Source organism: Lutimonas vermicola, from assembly GCF_038433205.1.
GTDB classification, from domain to species: Bacteria; Bacteroidota; Bacteroidia; order Flavobacteriales; family Flavobacteriaceae; genus Lutimonas; species Lutimonas vermicola.
In genome coordinates this window covers 740,816-762,007 of sequence record NZ_JBCDNA010000001.1, presented here as the reverse complement: position 1 = coordinate 762,007, position 21,192 = coordinate 740,816, and the positions used below count along the sequence as shown (strand labels likewise).

The following is a 21,192-nucleotide window of genomic DNA, read 5'->3' as shown; positions in this document are numbered from 1 at the left end:
AAATGTTCTTTGACTAATTTCTTTACTGTATTTTTGTGGTATGGATGAAAATTATGATATGTTGGCCAAATGCCTGTATGGCTTTGAATCGGTATTGGCACGTGAACTACGCAATTTAGGCGCTCAGAACGTAAGGGAGGGTGTTAGGAATGTTCAGTTTAAAGGGGATAAAGGATTTATGTATAAGGCCAATTTGGCGCTTAGAACCGCAATAAGAATATTGGTGCCCATTGAGACATTTACTTTGAGGACAGAAGACGACCTTTATCAAAATCTTTCAAGGATTTCCTGGGAAAAGTATTTAGACGAGAACGCCACTTTAGCAATTCACTCTTCTGTGCATTCAGAAATATTTTCAAATTCACACTATGTGTCTTTGAGGAGTAAAGATGCTATCGTAGATTATTTCAGGAAAAAATACCAAAAACGGCCAAGCATTGACCTTAAGCATCCCGATGTTCAGTTTGATATTCATATTCAGAAGAATACCTGTACGGTTTCCCTTGATAGCTCGGGGGAGTCCCTGCATAAAAGGGGATATCGCACCGATACGAATATTGCCCCCATCAACGAGGTTTTAGCAGCCGGACTGGTCCTGTTGACAGGTTATGACGGAACCCAAAATTTTGTGGATCCTATGTGCGGTAGCGGTACGATCTTAATTGAAGCCGCAATGATTGCGAATAATATACCGGCCAATATAAACCGATCAGAATTTGCCTTTGAAAAATGGCCCGATTTTGATGAAGAGCTGTTTGCTTTGATCCATGACTCATTGTTGAAGAAAATTAGAAACACCGATAAGAAGATTATCGGTTTTGATAAGGCTCCTTCTGCAGTTCGCAAGGCTCAAAGCAATGTAGAGAATGCTTCTCTTGAAGAGTTTATAAAGATTGAAAGAAAAAATTTCTTTGAAGAAACAAGCCCCGTTGATAGGAATGTTATTGTCGTATTCAATCCTCCTTACGGAGAGCGCCTGGAGGTAAATGTCCCCGTTTTTTATAAACAGATCGGGGATACGCTAAAACAGCATTATCCTGACACTTCTGCCTGGTTGATCACTTCGGATTTTGAAGAAGGCCTGAAAAATGTGGGATTGAGAACTTCAAGAAAAATCAAGGTTTTCAATGGAAAACTGGAATGTAAATTTGTAAAATATGAGATGTATTCGGGTAGCAGAAAGACAAGTAAACAATCATGACAAGAATCAGCAAAATAAAGGCGGAAGATACCTATAAGTTAAGAAAGACTGTCTTAAGGCAAGGTATGACCCTAAGCCATAAAATGGATGGAGATCACAAGGTCGATACTGTACACCTCGGCCTTTTCGAATCAGATCTGCTGGTTTGTATAGCGAGTTTCATGAAATCTTCAAGAGATGATTTTAAAGGCACTCAGTATCAACTAAGGGGCATGGGAACCTCAAAGGCTTTTCAGGGAAAAGGATATGGTACAATGCTTATGAAAAAAGCCGAAAAACTCCTTACATCAAAAGGTGCAGAGGTAATTTGGTGCAATGCCAGGGTAAATGCCCTGGATTTTTACAGAAAATTAGGATATGAAATACGGGGAGAAGTTTTTGACGTCCCTCAGGTTGGTCCTCATTTTGTCATGTTTAAAAAGTTGGCTTAAACAGCCCTCAGTAATCTCATATAAACCAAAAACCGACGGAAACAAAAAAAGACTGTAATTCACAGTCTTTTTTTAGTAGCGAGATCGGGAATTGAACCCGAGACCTCCGGGTTATGAATCCGACGCTCTAACCATCTGAGCTACCTCGCCAATACCTTTTGCAGTTAAGCTGAAAATGCTTATCAAATTTGAGTTTGCAAATATAAAAACAAATTCATTTGCGGCAAGTAAAGAGGCCAAAAATATTTAAATAAAATATTTTTTTTAGAAATAGATAATCTATATATTGCCCACATAAAAAAAATCAAGAATGTCAAGCAAAGTACGAATAGACTTAGAATTTCCTATACATGCTTCTCCTAGTTTTTTGTTTCAGTATATCTCAACTCCCGACAGTATGGGAGAATGGTTTGCAGATAATGTAAATTCAAGAGGAAAGAAGTATACCTTTATGTGGAACGATTCTGAGGAAGTTGCTGATCGGCTTGCCCAAAAAACAGATGTGTTTATTAGGTTTAAGTGGGAAGAGGATGAGGATGAAGATTCTTATTTTGAATTGAGAATTGAAGTGGATGATCTCACTAAAGATGTATCACTTTTGGTTATTGATTTTGCGGAGGAGGATGAAGTGGAAGATTCTAAAATGTTTTGGGAAAATCAAATTGCTGAATTAAAACACGTTATCGGAGGATAATCGACTTGAAATAAAATGGAAAAGCCTTGATTTATCAAGGCTTTTTTTATTTTTGCCTCTTAAATATAAATAATATGGTCAATCAAAACGGAAGTTTGGTTTCAAGGGAAAATTTTAAGTTAAGCCTTGATAACAGGGCTTTTAAATATGGCGACGGAATTTTTGACACTTTAAAATCAGCCAATGGAAGAATACATTTTTTAGAGGATCATTATTTTCGGCTCATGTCATCAATGAGGATGCTTAGGATGAGAATTCCCATGAATTTCACCCTTGAATACTATGAAAACCAGATCAGGTTGACTTTAGATGCAAACAAACTGAATCAACAGGCCAGGATCAGGGTAAATGTTTTCAGGCAGGATGGGGGCCTCTATGCTCCCAGAACAAATGAAGTTGATTTTCTTATAGAAGTGCACCCTTTAAAAGAAACATACAAGGGAGCAGTGGAGATAGAATTGTTTAAGGATTTTCCTTTGGCATCAGGGCTTTTGTCTACCATTAAAACAAATAACCGGTTGATCAATGTCCTGGGCAGTATATACGCGAAGGAAAACGATTACCAAAATTGTATTTTGATCAATGAAAAGAAAGAGTTGGTTGAAGCCCTGAACGCCAATATATTTTTGATAAAAGGCAATGAGGTAATGACTCCATCCCTCGACACGGGTTGTATCAACGGAATCATGAGAAAAAAACTGATAGAGGCTATTGAGAAGCACGATACATTTACGGTTAAAGAGATGAGTATCTCGCCATTTGACCTACTTAAAGTGGACGAGGTATTTCTAACGAATTCAATACAGGAGATTCAGTCTGTTGACCGTTATCGAAAAAAGAGTTATGCAAAGGAAAAAACCAAAGAATTAATAAAGTATTTTACTTCATTTATTCAGGTATAAATTAATTTAAACCGGGATCTTTAGGGGCATTGGCCCACAGCTGATAAATACCGCCATATTTAAGCAGCTCATTCTTCCAGAAGCTAATGGGGTTGATCTTAAAAAGATTATTAAACTCATTTTCAACGATAAGCCATGAAGTAGTTTGCAATTCTTCTTCCAACTGTCTTTGACTCCAGCCTGAATAGCCGAGAAAGAACCTGATATCGTGTTTCGATAAAATATCGTCTTTTAAAAGTGACTGAATGGCTTCAAAATCACCTCCCCAAAAAATACCATCAGATATTTCAATGCTATCGGGTATTAACTCAGGGACTTTATGCACAAAATAGAGGTTATCTTCCGAAACCGGGCCTCCAAAGTATACTTTTAAGGAAGAATCGATATCGGGAATAAGATCACTGATATTATAAGGTGAAGGTTTGTTAAAAATAAAACCAACTGATCCGTTATCATTGTGTTCAGTAAGTAACACGACTGATCTGTTAAAAGAACTGTCCATCAAAATGGACGGCTCCGCAATAAGTAATTTACCTTTAGTAGGTTTTAACGTTGTCATATTAAATTGGTTGTCACTAAATGTACAAAAAATATGCTAATAAAAAAACCCGCCAAAAATGGAGGGTTTCAATATGATAATTTTTTAGAACTTGATTAGTTCACTGAATCTTTTAATTCAGATCCTGCTTTGAATTTTACTACTTTTCTTGCAGGGATTTTGATAGTTGCACCAGTTTGAGGATTTCTTCCGTCTCTTGCAGCTCTTGCCGAAACTGAGAAAGAACCAAAACCTACCAATGATACTCTACCACCAGTCATTAGTTCACCCGTTATGCTCTTCATCATAGCGTCTAAAGCTTTTCCAGCAGCAGCCTTTGAGATCCCAGCATTAGTAGCCATTGCTTCAATTAAATCTGATTTGTTCATAATTAAAAATTTTAAAATTGGTTAAATATTCATTTTTTGCCTTTCAATAGCAGAACAAATATAGATTTTATAAGGGTTTACGCAAGTTTTACCACTTAAAAACCCCTATATTGTTGATAATTAAGCTCAATTTGTTGATAAACCTAAAAAAAAACATCAAAATATGCCCTAAGTGCCTATACGTATTGTGTTTAGAACATTTTAGATTCCCTGTGAAATACATATCCATTAAGCAAGCTGATTGCATCCATTCTTCTTTTCCCCGCCATCTTTAAATCTGTGATTTCGAGAAAGCCATTTGCAACGGCAACGCGCAGGTTCTTTTTTGCAGCCACAACACTTCCCGGGAGCAGTTGATGTTGTTCAGGAATCATATTTGCTTTATAGATCTTTACCTCAGTTTGCTGTCCATCGTTGTCGAGTATGGTCCAGGCCCCGGGGTAAGGGCTGAGTCCGCGAATATGATTGTATACCTTTTCCAGAGGATTGTTCCATTGAATCCTGCAAATTTCTTTATTTAGTTTGGGTGCGGGGTTAAATTCCCCTTCTTTTTGATGTATCGGTTGCACCTTGCCCTGTTCAATCATTTGTAATGTTTCCACCACGGTTCTGCTGCCCAGTTCCATCAGTATATCATGTAGTTCCCCGGCAGTAGCATCTTTTGGGATGTTTGTAACTTCCTGTTTGATGATGGCGCCCGTGTCTATCTGTTCATTTATAAAAAAAGTTGTCACGCCGGTTTTGTGCTCACCATTAATAATGGCCCAATTGATTGGGGCAGCACCTCTGTAGTCTGGCAGTAAACTGGCATGTAAGTTAAAGGTGCCAAGCTTCGGCATGTCCCATACGAGTTTGGGCAACATTCTAAATGCTACGACGACCTGAATGTCTGCATGATAACTTTTGAGTTTTTCTAAAAATTCAGGATCTTTTAAATTGGCGGGTTGCAAAACCTCCAGCCCGTTTGACATAGCGTACTTCTTTACGGCAGATTGATTTAATTTTCTGCCCCTGCCTGCTGGTTTATCAGGAGCAGTAATCACGGCTACTACGTTGTAATGCTCTTTTACCAGTGCCTTCAAAGTGGCAACAGCGAAATCGGGGGTGCCCATAAAAATAATACGAAGTTCTTTCATGAAATAATATAGAATTTGTTTTGCAAATTTAAATCTATGCTTCTTTTTTCCACCAATAATTCCAGAGTTTTTATGATCATTCTTTTATCAATGGAAAGCGCAGTGCTTATTTCATTAATGTCCAAAGCTTTCGATAGATCCAATAATCTCAAAACCTTGTCAGCCAATTCTTTGTGATCAACCGTTTGATTCGAATTTTTTCTTAAGCAAACATCACATGCACCGCATGGTTGATCCAGTTTTTCCCCAAAATAGCGTAGCAGTTGGATTTGTCTGCAGATAAAATCATTGGAAACCATTTGTTGTATGGCCTTCAATTTCTCTATTTTAATTTGGTTGCGTTGTTGAATATTTTTTTTAATGGTATTAAAGATAAAATTGTCTTCTCTGGGAACCAAAAACCTCAATGTAAAGACACTGGATGACTTGTCATAAATAATGGCTTTATCCTTTTCCAGCGTATGTAAAGCTTTGATAATGTATTTCTTATCAAGCCCTGATTTTACAGCAAGTAAGCCTTCATTGATCGGGGTGAACTGTTCGTGAATACCTCCATAGGTCCTGAGTAATAGTTGCAGGACCCTGCCTTGATGATTTTGAGCGGACTGAATTTCATAAAGCTTGGAAGCATTCTCAACGATTTTAATTCTCGATGATTTATTCGGGTTTTGGTCATAAAAGATGATATCTTCATGATGTAAATGATTCAAAGCATGGTAAACCTCTGAGAGGTTAAATTGATATCTTACCGCAAATTCCTGCAGATCAAAACTAAAGAGGTTCTCTTGAATTTCTCCGTTGGCGATTTGATAATAATCATTAAGTTTCGCATAAACCATCTTGCAAAACTCAGGGCTCACCGTAGATTTTTGGATCATGTTTTTGCTTTCCCAAATCGTATTTTCATTGTAAAGAAGATAGGTTTTGGCATCTTTGCCGTCACGGCCCGCACGGCCTATCTCCTGCATGAAATTTTCAATGCTGTTGGGCAGGTGGGCATGGATGATCATTCTCACATTAGACTTGTCGATGCCCATGCCAAATGCATTGGTAGCAACCATTACCTTCGAATTTTCATTGCTCCATTCATCAAGGGCACTGGTTTTCTGTTTATAGGTAAGGCCCCCATGATAAGCTGTGGCATTGATTTGTTTGGCATTCAAAAGTTGCCGGTACTCTAAGGTGCTTTTTCGAGTGCTTACATAAATAATAATGGGCTCATCGACTGATTGAACCAACTTCAGTATCCTTCCTCTTATATCTGCTGTTTTTTCAATATTGATCTGCAGGTTTTTCCTGTAATAGGATCCTGAAAAAACCTTGGCATGTATTAGGTTTAGATTTTCAATGATATCGCTTTTAACCAAAGAAGTTGCAGTCGCCGTCAAGGCTATTCTTGGGGTATGAGGATGCATTTCATTCAATACCGGTATTTTTAAATAGGCAGGCCTAAAGTCATGGCCCCACTGAGAAATACAATGCGCCTCGTCAATAGCGATAAGGTTTACGTGTAACTGACTGATTTTTTCCTGTATAAATTCAGACTGTAATTTCTCAGGAGAGAGGTACAGGAACTTATAATTACCGAATTGAAGGTTGTCAAAGGCAACAATGGTATCGTGCCTGTTGAGCTTGGAGCTCAGCATCAAAGCTTTTATGCCTTTTGCTTCTAAACTTTTAACCTGGTCCTCCATCAGGGCAATCAAGGGAGATATGACCAGGCATACGCCATCAGACAATAAAGCAGGCAACTGGTAACACAAAGATTTACCGGCTCCTGTCGGAAGCAGCACAAAGGCATCTTTTTTATCCAGGAGCTCTTTTATGATCGCCTCCTGAGATTCCCTGAAAGAATTGAATCCCCAGTGCTTTTTTAAAAGTTCTATCGCCTTGCTCATTTGATTTTAAAGTGAATTTAAAATAAAGTTCACTCTTTTTGATATACTTCCTTCCGGAACAGTAATGATGTCATAATTCATTTTCTTGTAGGCCTCAATCAGATGTTGATAAATAATGAGTGACTGCTCAAAGGACTCGTAACGTTCATTATCAGTTTTGTAAATCCCCTTCCACGGAGGTAACATAAACACATGACTGTATCTGAATTTAAAGCTTTTATCAATAAATTCATCAGGATAATTTGTGCCTGCATAATCCATATACCCTTGGATATCAGGGATCCCTCTGTCAAAAAAAACTTTTTCGTATGCCTGGGTTTTAGCTGTCTCGTATTGTTCAACCCTTCCCTGAAGTAACAATTCACTAAACAGCAAAGGGTCTTTAAGGAATAATTGATCGATGCCTGATTCCTGCGCTTTTTTTGTAATGCTTCGTGAAATCTCAGGCATACAGGTAAACTTCATCTGCAGCAATTGCTCGATGATGGTTGATTTTCCGGTACCGGGACCTCCCGTTATCACTATTCTTTGTTGTTTCAAGGAATCAGAATTATTCTTTAAACAATTCCAAAATTAAGAAAATAATAATTGTAAATTTGAACACTTTTAAAATCAAATATTTAGTCATGAGTAAAGAGTCTGATTTTTATGATAAATTAAAAAAAAGCCTGATAGAGACGACGGAGTTCCCTACCAAATACATGTATAAATTTATCATTCCCAGTACCGATGAAAAATTTAAACAGATAGAAAATATCTTTGATAACATGGGAGCTGTAATCAATTCCAAACCTTCAAAAACAGGAAAATATGTCAGCTTGACTATTTTAGTCAAAATGACTTCACCCGATGAAATAATCGTTATTTATCAAGAGGTATCAAAAATAGAAGGAGTGATATCTTTGTGATATTTTTAACAAGGCAATTGAAAAATAAAAAATATTTTTGACCATTCAAGAGAATTCAAAAAGACTAAGGAAACAATTGAAAATGATGATTAAAAAAGTAATCATCCTGTCTGCGATGTTCATCAGTGGAATCGTTAGTGGGCAGGATGAGGAAAAGGTTCTTTTTAGCATTGATGGAAATGATGTTTATAGTTCGGAATTTATCAGGGTCTTTGAAAAGAATAAAGATATTGTAGTTGAAGATGAGCGAAAGGACTTTGATGATTATTTTGAGTTGTTCGTGGATTTTAAGTTAAAGCTGATGCAGGCCAGAGACATAAAACTCGATACGGTTTCGTCTTACGTTTCTGAATTGTCTAAGTACAGGGAGCAGCTGGTGCAACCCTATTTACAAAACCCTGAAGCTATTGAGGTTTTAGTCAGGGAAGCTTATGACAGAACTAAAGAAGAAGTTAACGCGAGCCATATCTTGATCAGGCTCGAGCCGGATGCTGCTTATGCAGATACTTTAATAGCTTATCAGAGGATAACGGAGGCACGTGATAAAATTGTCAATGGGGCCGGTTTTGACAGTATTGCAAAATTGTATTCAGAAGATCCTTCAGTTCAAATGAACAATGGCGGTCTAGGTTATTTTTCAGCTTTTTCTATGGTTTATGCCTTTGAAAATGCTGCGTATACTACTAAAATTGGCGATATAAGCCCACCCTTTAGAACACAGTTCGGATATCATATAGTAAAGGTTAATGACAGGAGAATGTCGCCGGGGGAAGTTCAGGTAGCGCATATCATGGTAAAAAATGACACCACCGTTCTTAGAAATTCGAAGGATAAAATCACAGACATTTATAATAAATTGGAACAAGGTGATGATTTTGCAACGATTGCCAAAGATCATTCAGATGATATCAGTTCGGCCCAAAAAGGGGGCGTATTGCCAAGATTCGGAACTGGAAGAATGATTGAATCATTTGAAAATGTGGCTTTTGGGTTGGAGCAGGAGGGAGATTTTTCTGAACCTTTTGAAAGCGATTATGGCTGGCATATATTAAAATTGTTAAAAAAGTATCCGATCGGATCGTATGATGAACTTCATGCAAAACTGGAATCAAAGGTAAAAAACGGAAGCCGATCCAGTTATGTTGAGCGATCCCTGGCTCAAAAAATTGCTGCTCAGTACAAGGTCGTCACCTATAAAGCAAAACTTCAGGAATATCCTTTATTAATTGATTTCAAAAACAATACGGACACCTTGTTAAGTGTTGAAGAAAGAATTTATTCGGGTGATGATTTTTACACTTTTGCCCAAACATTTCAAAAAAGAACCAAAGAGGATCTTTATGAGGAATTCACCAACAAGATGATTATTGATTATTTTAAGGATCATTTGGACGAAACCAATAAAGAATTTGCTTTGACTTATAAGGAATATGAAGATGGATTGTTACTGTTTGAACTCCTTCAGAAAAAGGTTTGGGAAAGATCTGAAAAAGACTCAACAGGACTTGTAAATTACTTTGAGGCCAACCGAAATAACTATGTGTGGAAAAAAAGAGCTGAGCTCACCATTGCAAGTTGCACACGACTTGAAAAAGCACAGCTAGTCAGGGATATGTTGCTCCGGAACATACCTGCAGACAGCATAAAATCCACGGTAAATGAAGGAGCCACGATTCATGTATTATTCAGCAAGGGAAAGCTGGAAGAAGGAAGTGCTAAATTACCCCAGGGATATGTTTTTTCTATGGGGGTTTCTGATATTTTTGAAGAAGGCAAAATGGATTTCACCATCATTGATGTTGACACGATTTTTGAACCCGAATTGAAGGATTTAAAGGAAACCCGCGGTGAAGTCATGAATGATTATCAGAATTACCTTGAAAAGGAATGGGTCAAGGAGCTGCATGAGGCGTATCAAGTAAAGGTGAATCAAAGAAATTATAAAGAACTTAAAAAAAGGCTGGCATCTCAATGAGTTTTAGATTGTTCCTATATATGATGATCAGTACAGGGTTTTTGGCATGTCAGCAAGAAGCCCCTGATGTTAATGCCGTTGCCAGGGTGAATGACAAATATTTGACGAAGGAAGATTTGAGCAGGGCTTTACCGACCGGGCTCACGGCTCAGGACAGCATCCTGTTCCGCAATAATTACATTAAAATGTGGGCCACAAAAGAATTGCTGTTGAACAAGGCCAAAATAAACGTTGAGGATGAAAATGGTGAAATAGAAGAACTGGTCAGGAATTATGAAAAGGAATTATTGATCGACAAATACAAAAAAGCTTTATTGCAGCAAGAACTCGATACAGTGATCACTGATGCGGATATCGACGAATATTATGAGGCAAATAAAAATGTGTACAGACTTAATGAAGATTTGATGCAGTTAAAATACATACATTTTAACAAAGATCTGGATGATAGAAAAGAAATACTCAAGTTGTTCAAATCAGAGGATCAGGAAGATCTTGAAATCCTGATTGAAAGAGAACTGGAATTCTATTCGTTTTCATTTAATGACAGCATATGGGTGAGTTATAAGGATGTTGAAAAAAAACTTGCTTTTTTAAAGGAGGAAAAAAATATAAAAAAGAACCAAATTATTCAAAAAGAAGATTCATTAGGAGTATATTTGCTGGCTGTTAAGGACATACGTCACAGGAATGAAATTGCACCAAAGAATTACGTGGTTCCAACGATCAAGCAAATGATCTTGCACAAAAGAAAATTGGAGTTGATGAATGACATAGAAAAGACCATTATGATTGATGCGATTAACAATAAACAATTTGAACAATATTAGGATGAAGAGAATTTTAATGATAGCTTTTTTAGCTTACGGGATCCATATGGGAGCTCAGGAAAAAGTAAAAATTGACGGGGTTGCCACTGTAGTTGGAGACAATATCGTCCTGGATTCAGAAATAGATGCCTTTAAACAGGAACTGATTCAGCAAAGTGGTGGTCAGATTGAAATTTCCGACTGTGAAATGCTGGAGCAGATCATGAACAGAAAATTATTGGCACATCACGCGGTAATTGATAGTATTGTTGTAAATGAAGGTGAAATACAGCAACAGGTCCAACGAAAGACAGATTATTTTACACAACAGCTGGGTTCTCCCGAAAAAATGCTTGAGCTCTATGGTTTTGATAATATGAAGGAACTGAGAGACGAGCTGTACAGGGTTGAAAAGGAAGGCCTGCTGATCGAAAAAATGCAGCAGCAGTTAACCGCTGATATTGATATTACTCCTGAAGAAGTTAAAAGGTATTTCAACAGTCTGGAAACTGAAGGGAATTTACCCGAAATCGGAGCGGAAATAGAATTGTCTCAAATCGTTCTAAATATAGAACCCTCTCAGGAAGAAGTTGACAAGACTATTGAAAGGTTAAAGGAAATCAAAAAAGAGGTCGAGGAAGGCGGGAACTTTAAAATGAAAGCTATCCTTTACTCTGATGATCCCGGAGTTACTCAAAACAGCGGTTTTTATTCGATTGAAAGAAATAGCCCGTTTGTAAAGGAGTTTAAGGAAGCAGCTTTTAGTATGGAGGAAGGAGAAATTTCTCAACCTTTTAAATCTGATTTCGGATACCATATCTTAATGGTTGAGAAGATTAAAGGGAAACAAAGAGACGTGTATCATATCCTTATGCAGCCAAAAGCAGATGATGCAGTTGCTCAAGCGATAAGGGATTCTTTAAATCTGTATAGAGAACAGATTCTAAAGTTGGAAATTCCTTTTGAAGAAGCAGTGTTGAAATATTCACAAGACAAAGACACAAGGTTAAGCGCAGGAGTACTTATGAATCCTGTTTCAGGCGACACGCATTTTGACCTGACCAGAATGGATCCTGAATTGTATGCTAAGGTCAGTAATTTAAAAGAAGGGGAGATCAGTGAGGTGTTTTTAGATCAGACCAGACAAGGCCTAAAGATGTATAAAATTCTTTTGTTAAAAAGCCGTACAGAGGCGCATACCGCGGATCTGGCACAGGACTACGTTAAGATTATGGAACTGGCCCTGCAAAAAAAGAAATCAGAGTCGATTGAAAAATGGTCAAATGAAAAGATCATGGACACTTATGTGAATATCAACGATGTTTATACCGAGTGTGATTTCAAGAGTAATTGGGTTAAAAACTAAAAAGCATGTCGGACGTTGCAAAAATCAATAGCCTCGTTGAAAACTATGCGCTCTTAAAGGCGGAAATTGCAAAGGTGATTGTTGGCCAGCATGACGCAGTGGATCACGTGTTGCTCTCGGTTCTTTGCGGAGGTCACTCCTTGCTCATTGGCGTGCCGGGGCTGGCAAAAACGCTGCTGGTAAATACAGTGGCAAAAGCTTTAGGCTTAAACTTTAAAAGAATACAATTCACGCCAGACCTGATGCCTTCAGATATACTTGGAAGTGAAATCCTTGACGAAAACAGGCATTTCAAATTTATAAAAGGACCAATATTCGCCAATATTATTTTGGCTGATGAGATCAACAGGACACCTCCTAAAACACAGGCAGCCCTTCTCGAAGCTATGCAGGAAAAATCAGTGACAGTGGCAGGGCATAGCTTTGACCTGGAACTGCCGTTTTTTGTATTGGCAACCCAGAACCCTATAGAACAGGAAGGGACTTATCCTTTGCCTGAAGCCCAGCTTGACCGGTTTATGTTTTCAATATACCTTGATTATCCTACCTTTGAAGAAGAAGTGTTCGTGGCAAAAAACACGACTAATGATGAAGACATCAAGGTAAACCCCGTTTTTTCACATAAGGATATCATTGACTACCAGCATTTGATAAGACGGATACCCATTGCAGACAATGTTGTGGAATATGCCGTAAAACTGGCAACGAGAACAAGGCCAGGTCATGAAAATGCCCCTGAAATCATAAAAAATTATATCGATTGGGGTGCAGGGCCCCGTGCTTCTCAAAATCTGGTTTTAGGAGCCAAGGCCTATGCTGCCATACATGGAAAATATTCACCCGATATCGCTGATGTACAGGCGGTAGCCCATGGAATTTTGCACCACAGAATCGTTAAAAACTACAAAGCGGAAGCTGAAGGAATCGATGAAACTCAGATTATCAATTCACTTCTTTAACTTAAATTGTTGAAATTCAGATTTTTACTTTTAAGTTCCTGACAAAGAAAAAGTATCTTTTATCAGCTATTGTTAAAATAATAATTTGTTTGTATATTTGCACGCCTTTTGAACGAAATCAGATTTACAAAAGGAGTAGCTAAATGAATATTCATTTCTCTTAGTGTTTTAATCGTGAATAAATCTGTAAAACTTAAGATACAAAGTATAAGACAATATGTCTAAACTACAAGAAAAAATTGAACTGTACACTGGCGCAGCCGAAAAGCTAGGTATAGAACTAAACACAGAGCTTTTAAGATCAGTAACCAAAGGACTAGGGCCTTCTATCTACAAAGAAGATGCAGAATTGGTCTCGTCTTCAAACAAAGCTGAGTTAGAAACCATCAAAAAGAATTTCCTGATTAAAAAACTGGGTCTTGAAAAAGACGATGAAACATTGGATGCTGCAATTGCCAAAGTGATTGAAACATTGGGTGCCAGTAACAAAAAGAAGTACCGGGCTTTATTTTACTATCTGTTGGTAAAGGAGACTGGGTCTGAAGCAGTATATGAAGTTATTCAGGAAGAGAAAACTGTTGAGGTTGCTGAAAAAGAAGTAAAGGAAGTTGAAACGGCAAAAAAAGCAAGTAAAGAAATAAAAAAAGAAGAAGTGATTGAAGAAAAAGTAACAGAAAATACTGAAGCGCAGGTGGAAGAAGTAAAGGAAACCACAGAAGCAGTTGCTGATAAAGCTGAAGTAAAAATTGATGCCGGAAAATTCTTAGAGGATTTTGACTGGCAGATGTATGAAGAAGGAATTGAGGCCGTTGACCAATCTCAGCTAGATGAGTTTGACAAGGCTTTGCAAAACACAGTTGGGTTTGTTGAAGAACGTCAGGTAATTGACGGTACTGTTGTACGTATTACCGATCGTGAAGCAATTATTGACATTAACTCTAAATCTGAGGGTGTTATTTCTTTAAATGAATTCAGATATAACCCAAATCTAAAGGAGGGGGATACTGTTGAAGTTAAAGTTGACAAGCTTGAAGACAGCACAGGTCAGTTGGTACTTTCTCATAGAAAGGCACGAGTGATCAGAGCATGGGAGAGGGTTAATAAGGCGCATGAAACTCAGGAGATCGTTACCGGTTATGTGAAATGCAGAACCAAAGGAGGTATGATCGTTGATGTTTTCGGAATTGAAGCTTTCTTGCCAGGATCACAAATCGATGTGAAGCCAATTAGAGATTACGATCAGTTCGTAGACAAAAACATGGAATTTAAAGTTGTGAAGATCAACCACGAATTCAAAAATATTGTTGTGTCTCACAAGGCGCTTATCGAGGCGGATCTTGCAGAACAGAAAAAAGAGATTATCGGTCAATTGGAAAAAGGACAGGTACTTGAAGGTGTTGTTAAAAACATTACTTCTTACGGTGTATTTGTTGACCTTGGAGGAGTAGATGGATTGGTTCACATTACAGACTTGTCATGGAGCCGAATTAATCACCCGAGTGAGATCGTTGAATTAGATCAGAAACTGAATGTTGTTATCCTTGATTTCGATGATGAGAAAACAAGAATTCAGTTAGGATTGAAGCAATTGAGCAAACATCCATGGGAAGCTTTGGATGAAAATCTGAAAGTTGGTGATAAAGTTAAAGGTAAAGTAGCGATTATTGCTGATTACGGAGCTTTTATAGAAGTAAGTGAAGGTGTTGAAGGATTGATTCACGTTTCTGAAATGTCATGGTCAACTCATTTAAGATCCGCACAGGACTTTGTGAAAGTTGGAGACATTGTCGAAGCAGTTATTCTTACACTTGATAGGGAAGAAAGAAAAATGTCGCTTGGTATCAAGCAACTGCAACCGGATCCCTGGACTGATATCACAACAAAATATCCTGTTGGTTCTAAACATACCGGTACTGTGAGAAACTATACCAATTTTGGTGTTTTTGTAGAACTTGAAGAAGGAATAGACGGTTTGGTTTATATTTCAGACCTTTCATGGACTAAAAAAATCAAGCACCCATCTGACTTCGTAAAAGTAGGAGACAAGCTTGATGTTGAAGTTCTTGAATTGGATGTTGAAGGACGTAAATTAAATTTAGGTCATAAACAGACTACTGAAAACCCTTGGGATAAGCACGAAGAAAAGTACACGATTGACTCTGTTCACTCAGGTACGGTTAAAGAAGTAAATGACAAAGGTGCTATTGTTACCTTCGAAGATGGTGTTGAGGCTTTTGTGCCGGGACGTCATATGGATAAGGAAGACAGGTCTAAGATTGTCAAAGGTGATACTGTTGATTTCAAGGTTCTTGAATTCAATAAGGAGTACAGAAGATTGGTCGTTTCTCACTCTGCTATATTCAGAGCACAGGAAGAAAGAAATGTGAAGGCAGCGCATAAGCAGTCTGAACAAGCTGAAAAAACCACTTTAGGTGATATTTCAGGATTAGCTGATCTTAAAAAGAAAATGGAGTCGGGTAAGAAATAAGCTGACTTTGTTTTAAAACACTAAACCGTTCCTATTTTGGTATCCAAAATTTGAACGGTTTTTTTGTTGTCTAATTTTAGGTAAAAGGTATATTTGTATCTCTTAAAAACACCAAATGACTTTAATAAAATCTATCTCGGGAATCCGTGGAACCATTGGCGGTGAAACCGACAATAATTTAACACCACTCGATACCGTAAAATTTGCTTCAGCCTATGGAACATGGCTGTTAAGAAGAAACGGCTTAAAAAAGCAGACCAAAGTTGTCATAGGAAGAGACGCAAGGATTTCCGGTAAAATGATCAGTAGCCTGGTTTCTAATACCCTTGTGGGCCTTGGAATCGATGTTGTGGATCTTGGATTGTCAACCACACCTACAGTAGAAGTTGCCGTTCCTCTTGAAAAGGCAGATGGAGGCATCATTGTGACCGCTTCACATAATCCCAAACAATGGAATGCTTTAAAATTGCTCAATGAGGCTGGGGAATTCTTAAATGGAGAAGAAGGAAATATAATTTTGGAACTGGCCGCATCGCAGGATTTTCAATATGCTGAAGTAGACGATTTGGGAAGCTATGTTAAAAACAAAGACTTTATCAGCAAGCATATCAACGAAGTGTTAAACCTGGATCTTGTCGATGTGGAGGCCATAAGAAATGCGGGGTATAAAGTAGTTGTAGACGCCGTGAATTCAACAGGAGGAATCTTTATTCCTCAATTGCTCAAGGCCTTGGGTGTTGAATGCATCCCTTTGTATTGTGAGCCAACCGGTCAATTTCCGCATAACCCTGAACCTTTGCCAAAGCATTTGACTGAAATATCGAAATGGGTTGTACGCGAAAAAGCAGATCTTGGGATTGTTGTTGATCCCGATGTTGACCGTCTGGCCATTGTCAATGAAGATGGCAGCATGTTTGGTGAAGAATATACCCTGGTTGCCTGTGCTGATTATGTATTGTCAAAAACACCGGGTAATACGGTTTCCAACCTCTCGTCTTCCAGGGCTTTAAGGGATGTGACCCTAAAACACGGAGGTATTTATGAAGCGAGCGCCGTAGGGGAGGTGAATGTGGTTGAACTCATGAAAAAGAATAAAGCCATTATTGGGGGCGAAGGCAATGGAGGCGTTATTTATCCTGCAGCCCATTACGGAAGGGATGCTTTAGTTGGAGTGGCATTATTTTTAAGTCATTTGGCTCATTTGAAGGTCTCTTGCCGGACCCTTAGAGATTCCTATCCGGCTTATTTTATGAGTAAAAACAAAATTGAACTAACGCCACAGATCGATGTTGATGGTATTTTAAAACGTATGGCTTCAATTTATAAGAACGAGAATATTAGCATCATTGACGGGGTAAAGATCGATTTTGAAAAAGAATGGGTGCATTTGAGGAAATCAAATACAGAGCCTATTATAAGGGTCTATACAGAGAGTGTCTCACAGCAGGATGCCCATGATCTCGCACAGCGTATCATGAATGAAATAAAGGAAATTGCCAATGGTTAGTTTGGCAGAAAGATAAATAATGAGTTTAGAAAAGTATTTTGAGAAGTTTCGCAAAGGGATCATAGGCATTGATGAGACCTTTGAATCTCCTTATGGCAGACAAAAGATGGTCTATGCCGATTGGACTGCCAGCGGAAGGCTCTACAAGCCTATTGAAGAGAAAATGCTAAATGACTTTGGCCCGTTTGTAGCCAACACCCATACTGAAACTACTTTCTCGGGTTCGGCAATGACGCTTGCCTACCATGAGGCCAGAGAGATCATCAAAAGACATGTCAACGCAGGGAAGGATTGTGCCTTAATCTCAGAAGGTACCGGGATGACCGGAGTCATCAATAAATTCCAGCGAATTTTAGGCCTTAAGATTTCTGAGAATTTTAGAGAACTAACCGATGCAATTCCTGAACAAAAAAAGCCTGTTGTTTTTATTACGCATATGGAACACCATTCCAATCAGACCAGTTGGCTGGAAACCATTGCGGATGTAGAAATCATTCCCTGTGACGAGGATGGGCTCGTCGATTACGATTATCTTCAGGTGCTGCTAGACAAATACAGACATAAAACATTGAAGATCGCGTCAGTAACGGCTTGTTCGAATGTTACCGGAATTCAGCCTGATTATCATCGCATTGCGAGAATCATGCACCGAAACGGAGGTGTTTGTTTTGTGGATTTTGCCTGCTCGGCGGCTTATGTAAAGATCGACATGCATCCTGAAGACCAGGAGGCGCATTTAGATGCCATCTTTTTCTCTCCGCACAAGTTTTTAGGCGGCCCCGGAACTTCAGGGGTGCTGATTTTTCATAAATCGCTGTATAAGAACATGATTCCCGACAATCCGGGGGGAGGAACGGTAAACTGGACCAACCCATGGGGCGAACACAGGTACCTTGAAGATATTGAAACACGGGAGGATGGTGGTACACCGGGATTTTTACAAACGATAAAAACTGCTTTGGCCATACAGCTCAAGGAAGAAATGGGTGTGCAAAATATTCATGACAGGGAAGAAGAATTGATAGCAAAGGTATTCGAAGTTTTAGAACCCATTGAAAACCTGACCTTACTCGCCTCACAGCATCATGACCGATTGGGGGTGTTTTCTTTTTATATTGACAAATTACACTACAACCTTGGTGTAAAACTGTTAAATGACAGGTTCGGAATACAAACGCGGGGAGGTTGCTCCTGCGCCGGTACTTATGGCCATTTTTTGTTACATGTAGACCAGCAACAGTCCAATGAATTATTACAGAAGATGGATCAGGGATGCCTCATTGAAAGGCCGGGATGGATCAGGATGTCGGTTCATCCAACCACAACAGATGCCGAAGTAGCCTATATATGCGATTCAATCAAGGAACTGGCAGCCAACTTTGAATCCTGGGCAGAGGATTATGCTTACGATGTGCAAACCAATGAATTTTTACATAAATCATTTCGTTCAAGAGAAAAAGATCTCGTAAATAAATGGTTCAATATAGAAACTTAGCAATTTGGAAGCTTATGTTGCATTATTGAGAGGCATTAATGTTTCCGGCCACCATCCTATGAAAATGGCCGACCTTAAAAGTGCACTTTCAAATCTCGGATTAAAAAACCTCGCTACCTATCTTCAAAGTGGCAATTTGGTTTTTGAATCTGACATAAAAAGCAGTAGTGACCTCGAAAAAATGATAGCAATCAAGCTGCTTGAAGTTTTTGGTTTTGATCTAAAAGTAAAAGTAATCGCTAAGAAGGAATTTCAAGAATTATTTTCAAATAACCCTTTTGCAAAAATCGCCGGAATTGATTTAAAACAGCTGTATTACATTCACTTTATGGGACAACCGGACGTGGAATCATTTTCTGCGATTCAAAATGATCAGAAGTTTCCGGAAAAAATGAGCTTACACGATGAGGTGATCTATGTCCATTACCCCAACGGATACGGAAGGTCCAAACTGCACGGCAGTATTTTTGAAAAAAAATTAAAATTGCCGGCTACGGCACGGAATCACAATACCATGAAAAACCTTTGCAAGTTGCTGGAGGCACTCGAATAGCATTTAATCAGGGGTGTTTTTATGTTCAGGAACCCGCATGTGCTTAAAACGTTTATGTGTCCAAAAGTAAAATTCAGGTGCTTTTCTGATTTTTGCTTCCAGTTTTTTCATAAACAGATCAGTGATTTCAAAGTCGGGAACGGTTCTGGGATTTTCAGTCAGAATCTCCATTTTTGTCTCGTAAAAACCTCGTTTTACCTTTGTTGTTTCAATATTAATAACGGCATAATCATATTTTTTCGCCAACATTTCAGTACCGGTGATTACGGGTACTTCCACTCCAAAAAAGGTAGACCAGTGATAAGCTTTGCCCAGTTTTGGTGATTGATCAACCAGCATGCCATAAATACAGCTTAGTTTGTTTTTGTCATTCTCGGCTAAAGTTGCTATCAGTTGTTTTGTAGGAATAAGGGTGGTGTTAAACCTGCTCCTCGACCGCACGATATAATTGTTAAAATATTTGTTCTTCAATTTTTTATAGGCTGCAAAACCATGATGCTTAACCCTGAGATTGAGACTGAACAACCATTCGAAATTGGCATAATGAGAACTCATGAGCAATACATTCTTGTTTCGGCCCATAAATTCATCCATTTCTTGCTGATTCGTCAATTTAAAACGTTTGAGGATTTCTTCATTTGAGATACTGAAGGTCTTTATCATCTCCATAAAAATATCCAGAAAATGATGGTAAAACTTCTTCATGATTTCAGTGAGCTCTTCTTTTGACTTCTCCGGGAACGCGATCTCCAGATTGTTCATCACTACTTTTTTTCTATATCCAATGACATGATACAGGATGAGATATAAGGTATCTGAAACGAAATACAAGATCCGGAAGGGTAAGATTGAGAAAAGCAGGATCAGCGGATAAACCAGGATATAAACAAGAAAATGTATCATATAACGAGCAAATATATTTTAAATATTTGACAAGCGACTAAGAATAAAAAATAAAGTAGAAACAGGTATTGAGCTCTGCAGGCTCAACGGCTTATTCAGACAGTTTTTTTCCTATATGCTTAAATCGTTTATGCGTCCAAAAATAAAATTCAGGAGCCTTTCTTATCTGCTTTTCCAGTTCTTTTGTCGATTTGTTAGTCAGTTCATAAGGGGTGGCATGTTTCGGGTTTTCTTCAAGTAGAACAAAACTACACTCATAGACACCTCGACGTATCCTCTCTGTTTTAAAATAAAATACGGGCAGGTCAAGTTTTTTTGCAATTGACTCTGGTCCTGTAATAACCGGTATTTCAATATCCATAAAATTACCCCAGTATTTTACCTTGTTCCATTTAGGTGACTGGTCTGCAATAAATCCATAGGCACCTATTTTATTGTTCTTTATATTCCTTAGTATTTCAGGATAAAAATCTTTGGTAGAAAAGACTGATACACCAAATTTTTTTCTTGTACGCCTTACCAGTTTATCAAAATGGGTATTGGCAAGTTTTTTATAGACAACATTCAGGTGATAGTTCAATCTCGACTCTACAATGAAGGGCACCCATTCCCAGTTTGCATAGTGGCCCGAAATAAATACAACACTTTTATTCGCGTCGAAATACTTGTCAAGAATTTCGGGATTAGTGAGTGTTAATCTCTGAGTCAGCTCTTTCTCAGTGATGCTGAACGATTTTACGAATTCCATAAACACATCTACAAAATGGCGAAAGGATTTTTTTTCTAAATCACGTAATTCACGCTTGTTTTTCTTTGGAAAGCACAGTTCTAAGTTGTTTCTAACTACTTTTTTACGGTATCCAATGATATAATAGAGAAAAAGATAACTCATATCTGATATGAGATAAAGAGCGCGCATCGGAAGTATTGAAATCACCCAAAGCAAGGGGTAGGCAAGTATAAAAACAATAAATTGCATGATTTGATTTTAAACTGCAAATATCGTATTTTTTTATTTTCAATGATCTTAAAAAATTTGA

The 21,192-nt window shown here is 38.2% G+C and carries 20 protein-coding genes, 1 tRNA gene and 1 pseudogene; 14 read left to right on the top strand and 8 right to left on the bottom strand.

The window, feature by feature from the left end; genetic code table 11:
- Positions 1-40 precede the first annotated feature (40 nt).
- Positions 41-1,201: a THUMP domain-containing class I SAM-dependent RNA methyltransferase gene (locus AABB81_RS03440; RefSeq protein ID WP_342158651.1), complete on the top strand. Its 1,161-nt coding sequence runs from the start codon at positions 41-43 to the stop codon at positions 1,199-1,201.
- Positions 1,198-1,632, top strand: coding sequence for a GNAT family N-acetyltransferase (locus AABB81_RS03435; protein ID WP_342158650.1), 435 nt, complete (start codon positions 1,198-1,200; stop codon positions 1,630-1,632). The genes AABB81_RS03440 and AABB81_RS03435 overlap by 4 nt, the downstream gene beginning before the upstream one ends.
- Before the next feature lie 76 nt (positions 1,633-1,708).
- Here AABB81_RS03435 and AABB81_RS03430 read toward each other — a convergent pair.
- A tRNA-Met gene (locus AABB81_RS03430) sits at positions 1,709-1,782 on the bottom strand.
- 160 nt (positions 1,783-1,942) lie between these two features.
- Between AABB81_RS03430 and AABB81_RS03425 the strand changes: the two genes are divergently transcribed.
- Both AABB81_RS03425 and AABB81_RS03420 read left to right on the top strand, forming a co-directional pair.
- Positions 1,943-2,326: an START-like domain-containing protein gene (locus AABB81_RS03425; protein WP_342158649.1), complete on the top strand. Its 384-nt coding sequence runs from the start codon at positions 1,943-1,945 to the stop codon at positions 2,324-2,326.
- Between the two features lie 74 nt (positions 2,327-2,400).
- Entirely contained in the window at positions 2,401-3,228 is an 828-nt protein-coding gene (locus tag AABB81_RS03420) for an aminotransferase class IV (protein ID WP_342158648.1), read from the top strand.
- A 1-nt stretch (position 3,229) separates the two neighbouring features.
- On the opposite strand, the gene AABB81_RS03415 is transcribed toward AABB81_RS03420, so the two are convergent.
- The 5 genes from AABB81_RS03415 to AABB81_RS03395 all read right to left on the bottom strand — a co-directional run bounded on the left by AABB81_RS03415 (position 3,230) and on the right by AABB81_RS03395 (position 7,729).
- Positions 3,230-3,787: a YqgE/AlgH family protein gene (locus tag AABB81_RS03415; RefSeq protein ID WP_342158647.1), complete on the bottom strand. Its 558-nt coding sequence runs from the start codon at positions 3,785-3,787 to the stop codon at positions 3,230-3,232.
- A gap of 95 nt (positions 3,788-3,882) precedes the next feature.
- Positions 3,883-4,155: an HU family DNA-binding protein gene (locus AABB81_RS03410; protein ID WP_342158646.1), complete on the bottom strand. Its 273-nt coding sequence runs from the start codon at positions 4,153-4,155 to the stop codon at positions 3,883-3,885.
- Positions 4,156-4,346: 191 nt separating this feature from the next.
- Positions 4,347-5,291, bottom strand: a complete 945-nt coding sequence (gene fmt / locus AABB81_RS03405) for a methionyl-tRNA formyltransferase (RefSeq protein ID WP_342158645.1) — start codon at positions 5,289-5,291, stop codon at positions 4,347-4,349.
- Complete coding sequence (locus tag AABB81_RS03400; RefSeq protein ID WP_342158644.1) at positions 5,288-7,189, bottom strand: RecQ family ATP-dependent DNA helicase; 1,902 nt, start codon at positions 7,187-7,189, stop codon at positions 5,288-5,290. Before AABB81_RS03400 ends, fmt begins: the two co-directional genes overlap by 4 nt.
- Positions 7,190-7,195: 6 nt before the next feature.
- Positions 7,196-7,729 (bottom strand): AAA family ATPase, encoded by a 534-nt coding sequence (locus AABB81_RS03395; RefSeq protein ID WP_342158643.1) that lies wholly within the window; start codon positions 7,727-7,729, stop codon positions 7,196-7,198.
- An 86-nt stretch (positions 7,730-7,815) separates the two neighbouring features.
- On the opposite strand from AABB81_RS03395, the gene AABB81_RS03390 reads away from it, so the two are divergent.
- The 10 genes and pseudogenes from AABB81_RS03390 to AABB81_RS03345 all read left to right on the top strand — a co-directional run bounded on the left by AABB81_RS03390 (position 7,816) and on the right by AABB81_RS03345 (position 19,249).
- Positions 7,816-8,097 carry a DUF493 family protein gene (locus tag AABB81_RS03390; RefSeq protein ID WP_342158641.1) on the top strand — a complete coding sequence of 94 codons (282 nt, stop codon included), beginning with the start codon at positions 7,816-7,818 and terminating at the stop codon, positions 8,095-8,097.
- 82 nt (positions 8,098-8,179) lie between these two features.
- Positions 8,180-10,072 (top strand): peptidylprolyl isomerase, encoded by a 1,893-nt coding sequence (locus AABB81_RS03385; RefSeq protein ID WP_342158640.1) that lies wholly within the window; start codon positions 8,180-8,182, stop codon positions 10,070-10,072.
- Positions 10,069-10,902, top strand: coding sequence for a hypothetical protein (locus tag AABB81_RS03380; RefSeq protein WP_342158639.1), 834 nt, complete (start codon positions 10,069-10,071; stop codon positions 10,900-10,902). The genes AABB81_RS03385 and AABB81_RS03380 overlap by 4 nt, the downstream gene beginning before the upstream one ends.
- Position 10,903: 1 nt before the next feature.
- Positions 10,904-12,247, top strand: coding sequence for a peptidylprolyl isomerase (locus AABB81_RS03375; RefSeq protein ID WP_342158638.1), 1,344 nt, complete (start codon positions 10,904-10,906; stop codon positions 12,245-12,247).
- A gap of 5 nt (positions 12,248-12,252) precedes the next feature.
- A complete protein-coding gene (locus tag AABB81_RS03370; protein ID WP_342158637.1) occupies positions 12,253-13,206 on the top strand; it encodes an AAA family ATPase in 954 nt (317 codons plus the stop codon).
- Between the two features lie 217 nt (positions 13,207-13,423).
- Positions 13,424-13,735 (top strand): annotated as a pseudogene (locus AABB81_RS03365) (DUF2853 family protein); the annotation flags it as partial.
- A gap of 108 nt (positions 13,736-13,843) precedes the next feature.
- Positions 13,844-15,694: a 30S ribosomal protein S1 gene (rpsA, locus tag AABB81_RS03360; RefSeq protein ID WP_425287332.1), complete on the top strand. Its 1,851-nt coding sequence runs from the start codon at positions 13,844-13,846 to the stop codon at positions 15,692-15,694.
- A gap of 115 nt (positions 15,695-15,809) precedes the next feature.
- Complete coding sequence (glmM, locus tag AABB81_RS03355) at positions 15,810-17,201, top strand: phosphoglucosamine mutase (protein WP_342158636.1); 1,392 nt, start codon at positions 15,810-15,812, stop codon at positions 17,199-17,201.
- 19 nt (positions 17,202-17,220) lie between these two features.
- Entirely contained in the window at positions 17,221-18,696 is a 1,476-nt protein-coding gene (locus tag AABB81_RS03350) for an aminotransferase class V-fold PLP-dependent enzyme (protein WP_342158635.1), read from the top strand.
- Between the two features lie 4 nt (positions 18,697-18,700).
- A complete protein-coding gene (locus AABB81_RS03345; protein WP_342158634.1) occupies positions 18,701-19,249 on the top strand; it encodes a DUF1697 domain-containing protein in 549 nt (182 codons plus the stop codon).
- A gap of 3 nt (positions 19,250-19,252) precedes the next feature.
- Here the strand turns inward: AABB81_RS03345 and AABB81_RS03340 are convergent, their stop codons facing one another.
- Together AABB81_RS03340 and AABB81_RS03335 are read right to left on the bottom strand one after the other, a co-directional pair.
- Positions 19,253-20,152 (bottom strand): lysophospholipid acyltransferase family protein, encoded by a 900-nt coding sequence (locus AABB81_RS03340; protein ID WP_342158632.1) that lies wholly within the window; start codon positions 20,150-20,152, stop codon positions 19,253-19,255.
- Positions 20,153-20,243: 91 nt separating this feature from the next.
- Positions 20,244-21,131, bottom strand: a complete 888-nt coding sequence (locus tag AABB81_RS03335; RefSeq protein ID WP_342158631.1) for a lysophospholipid acyltransferase family protein — start codon at positions 21,129-21,131, stop codon at positions 20,244-20,246.
- Positions 21,132-21,192: the final 61 nt, after the last annotated feature.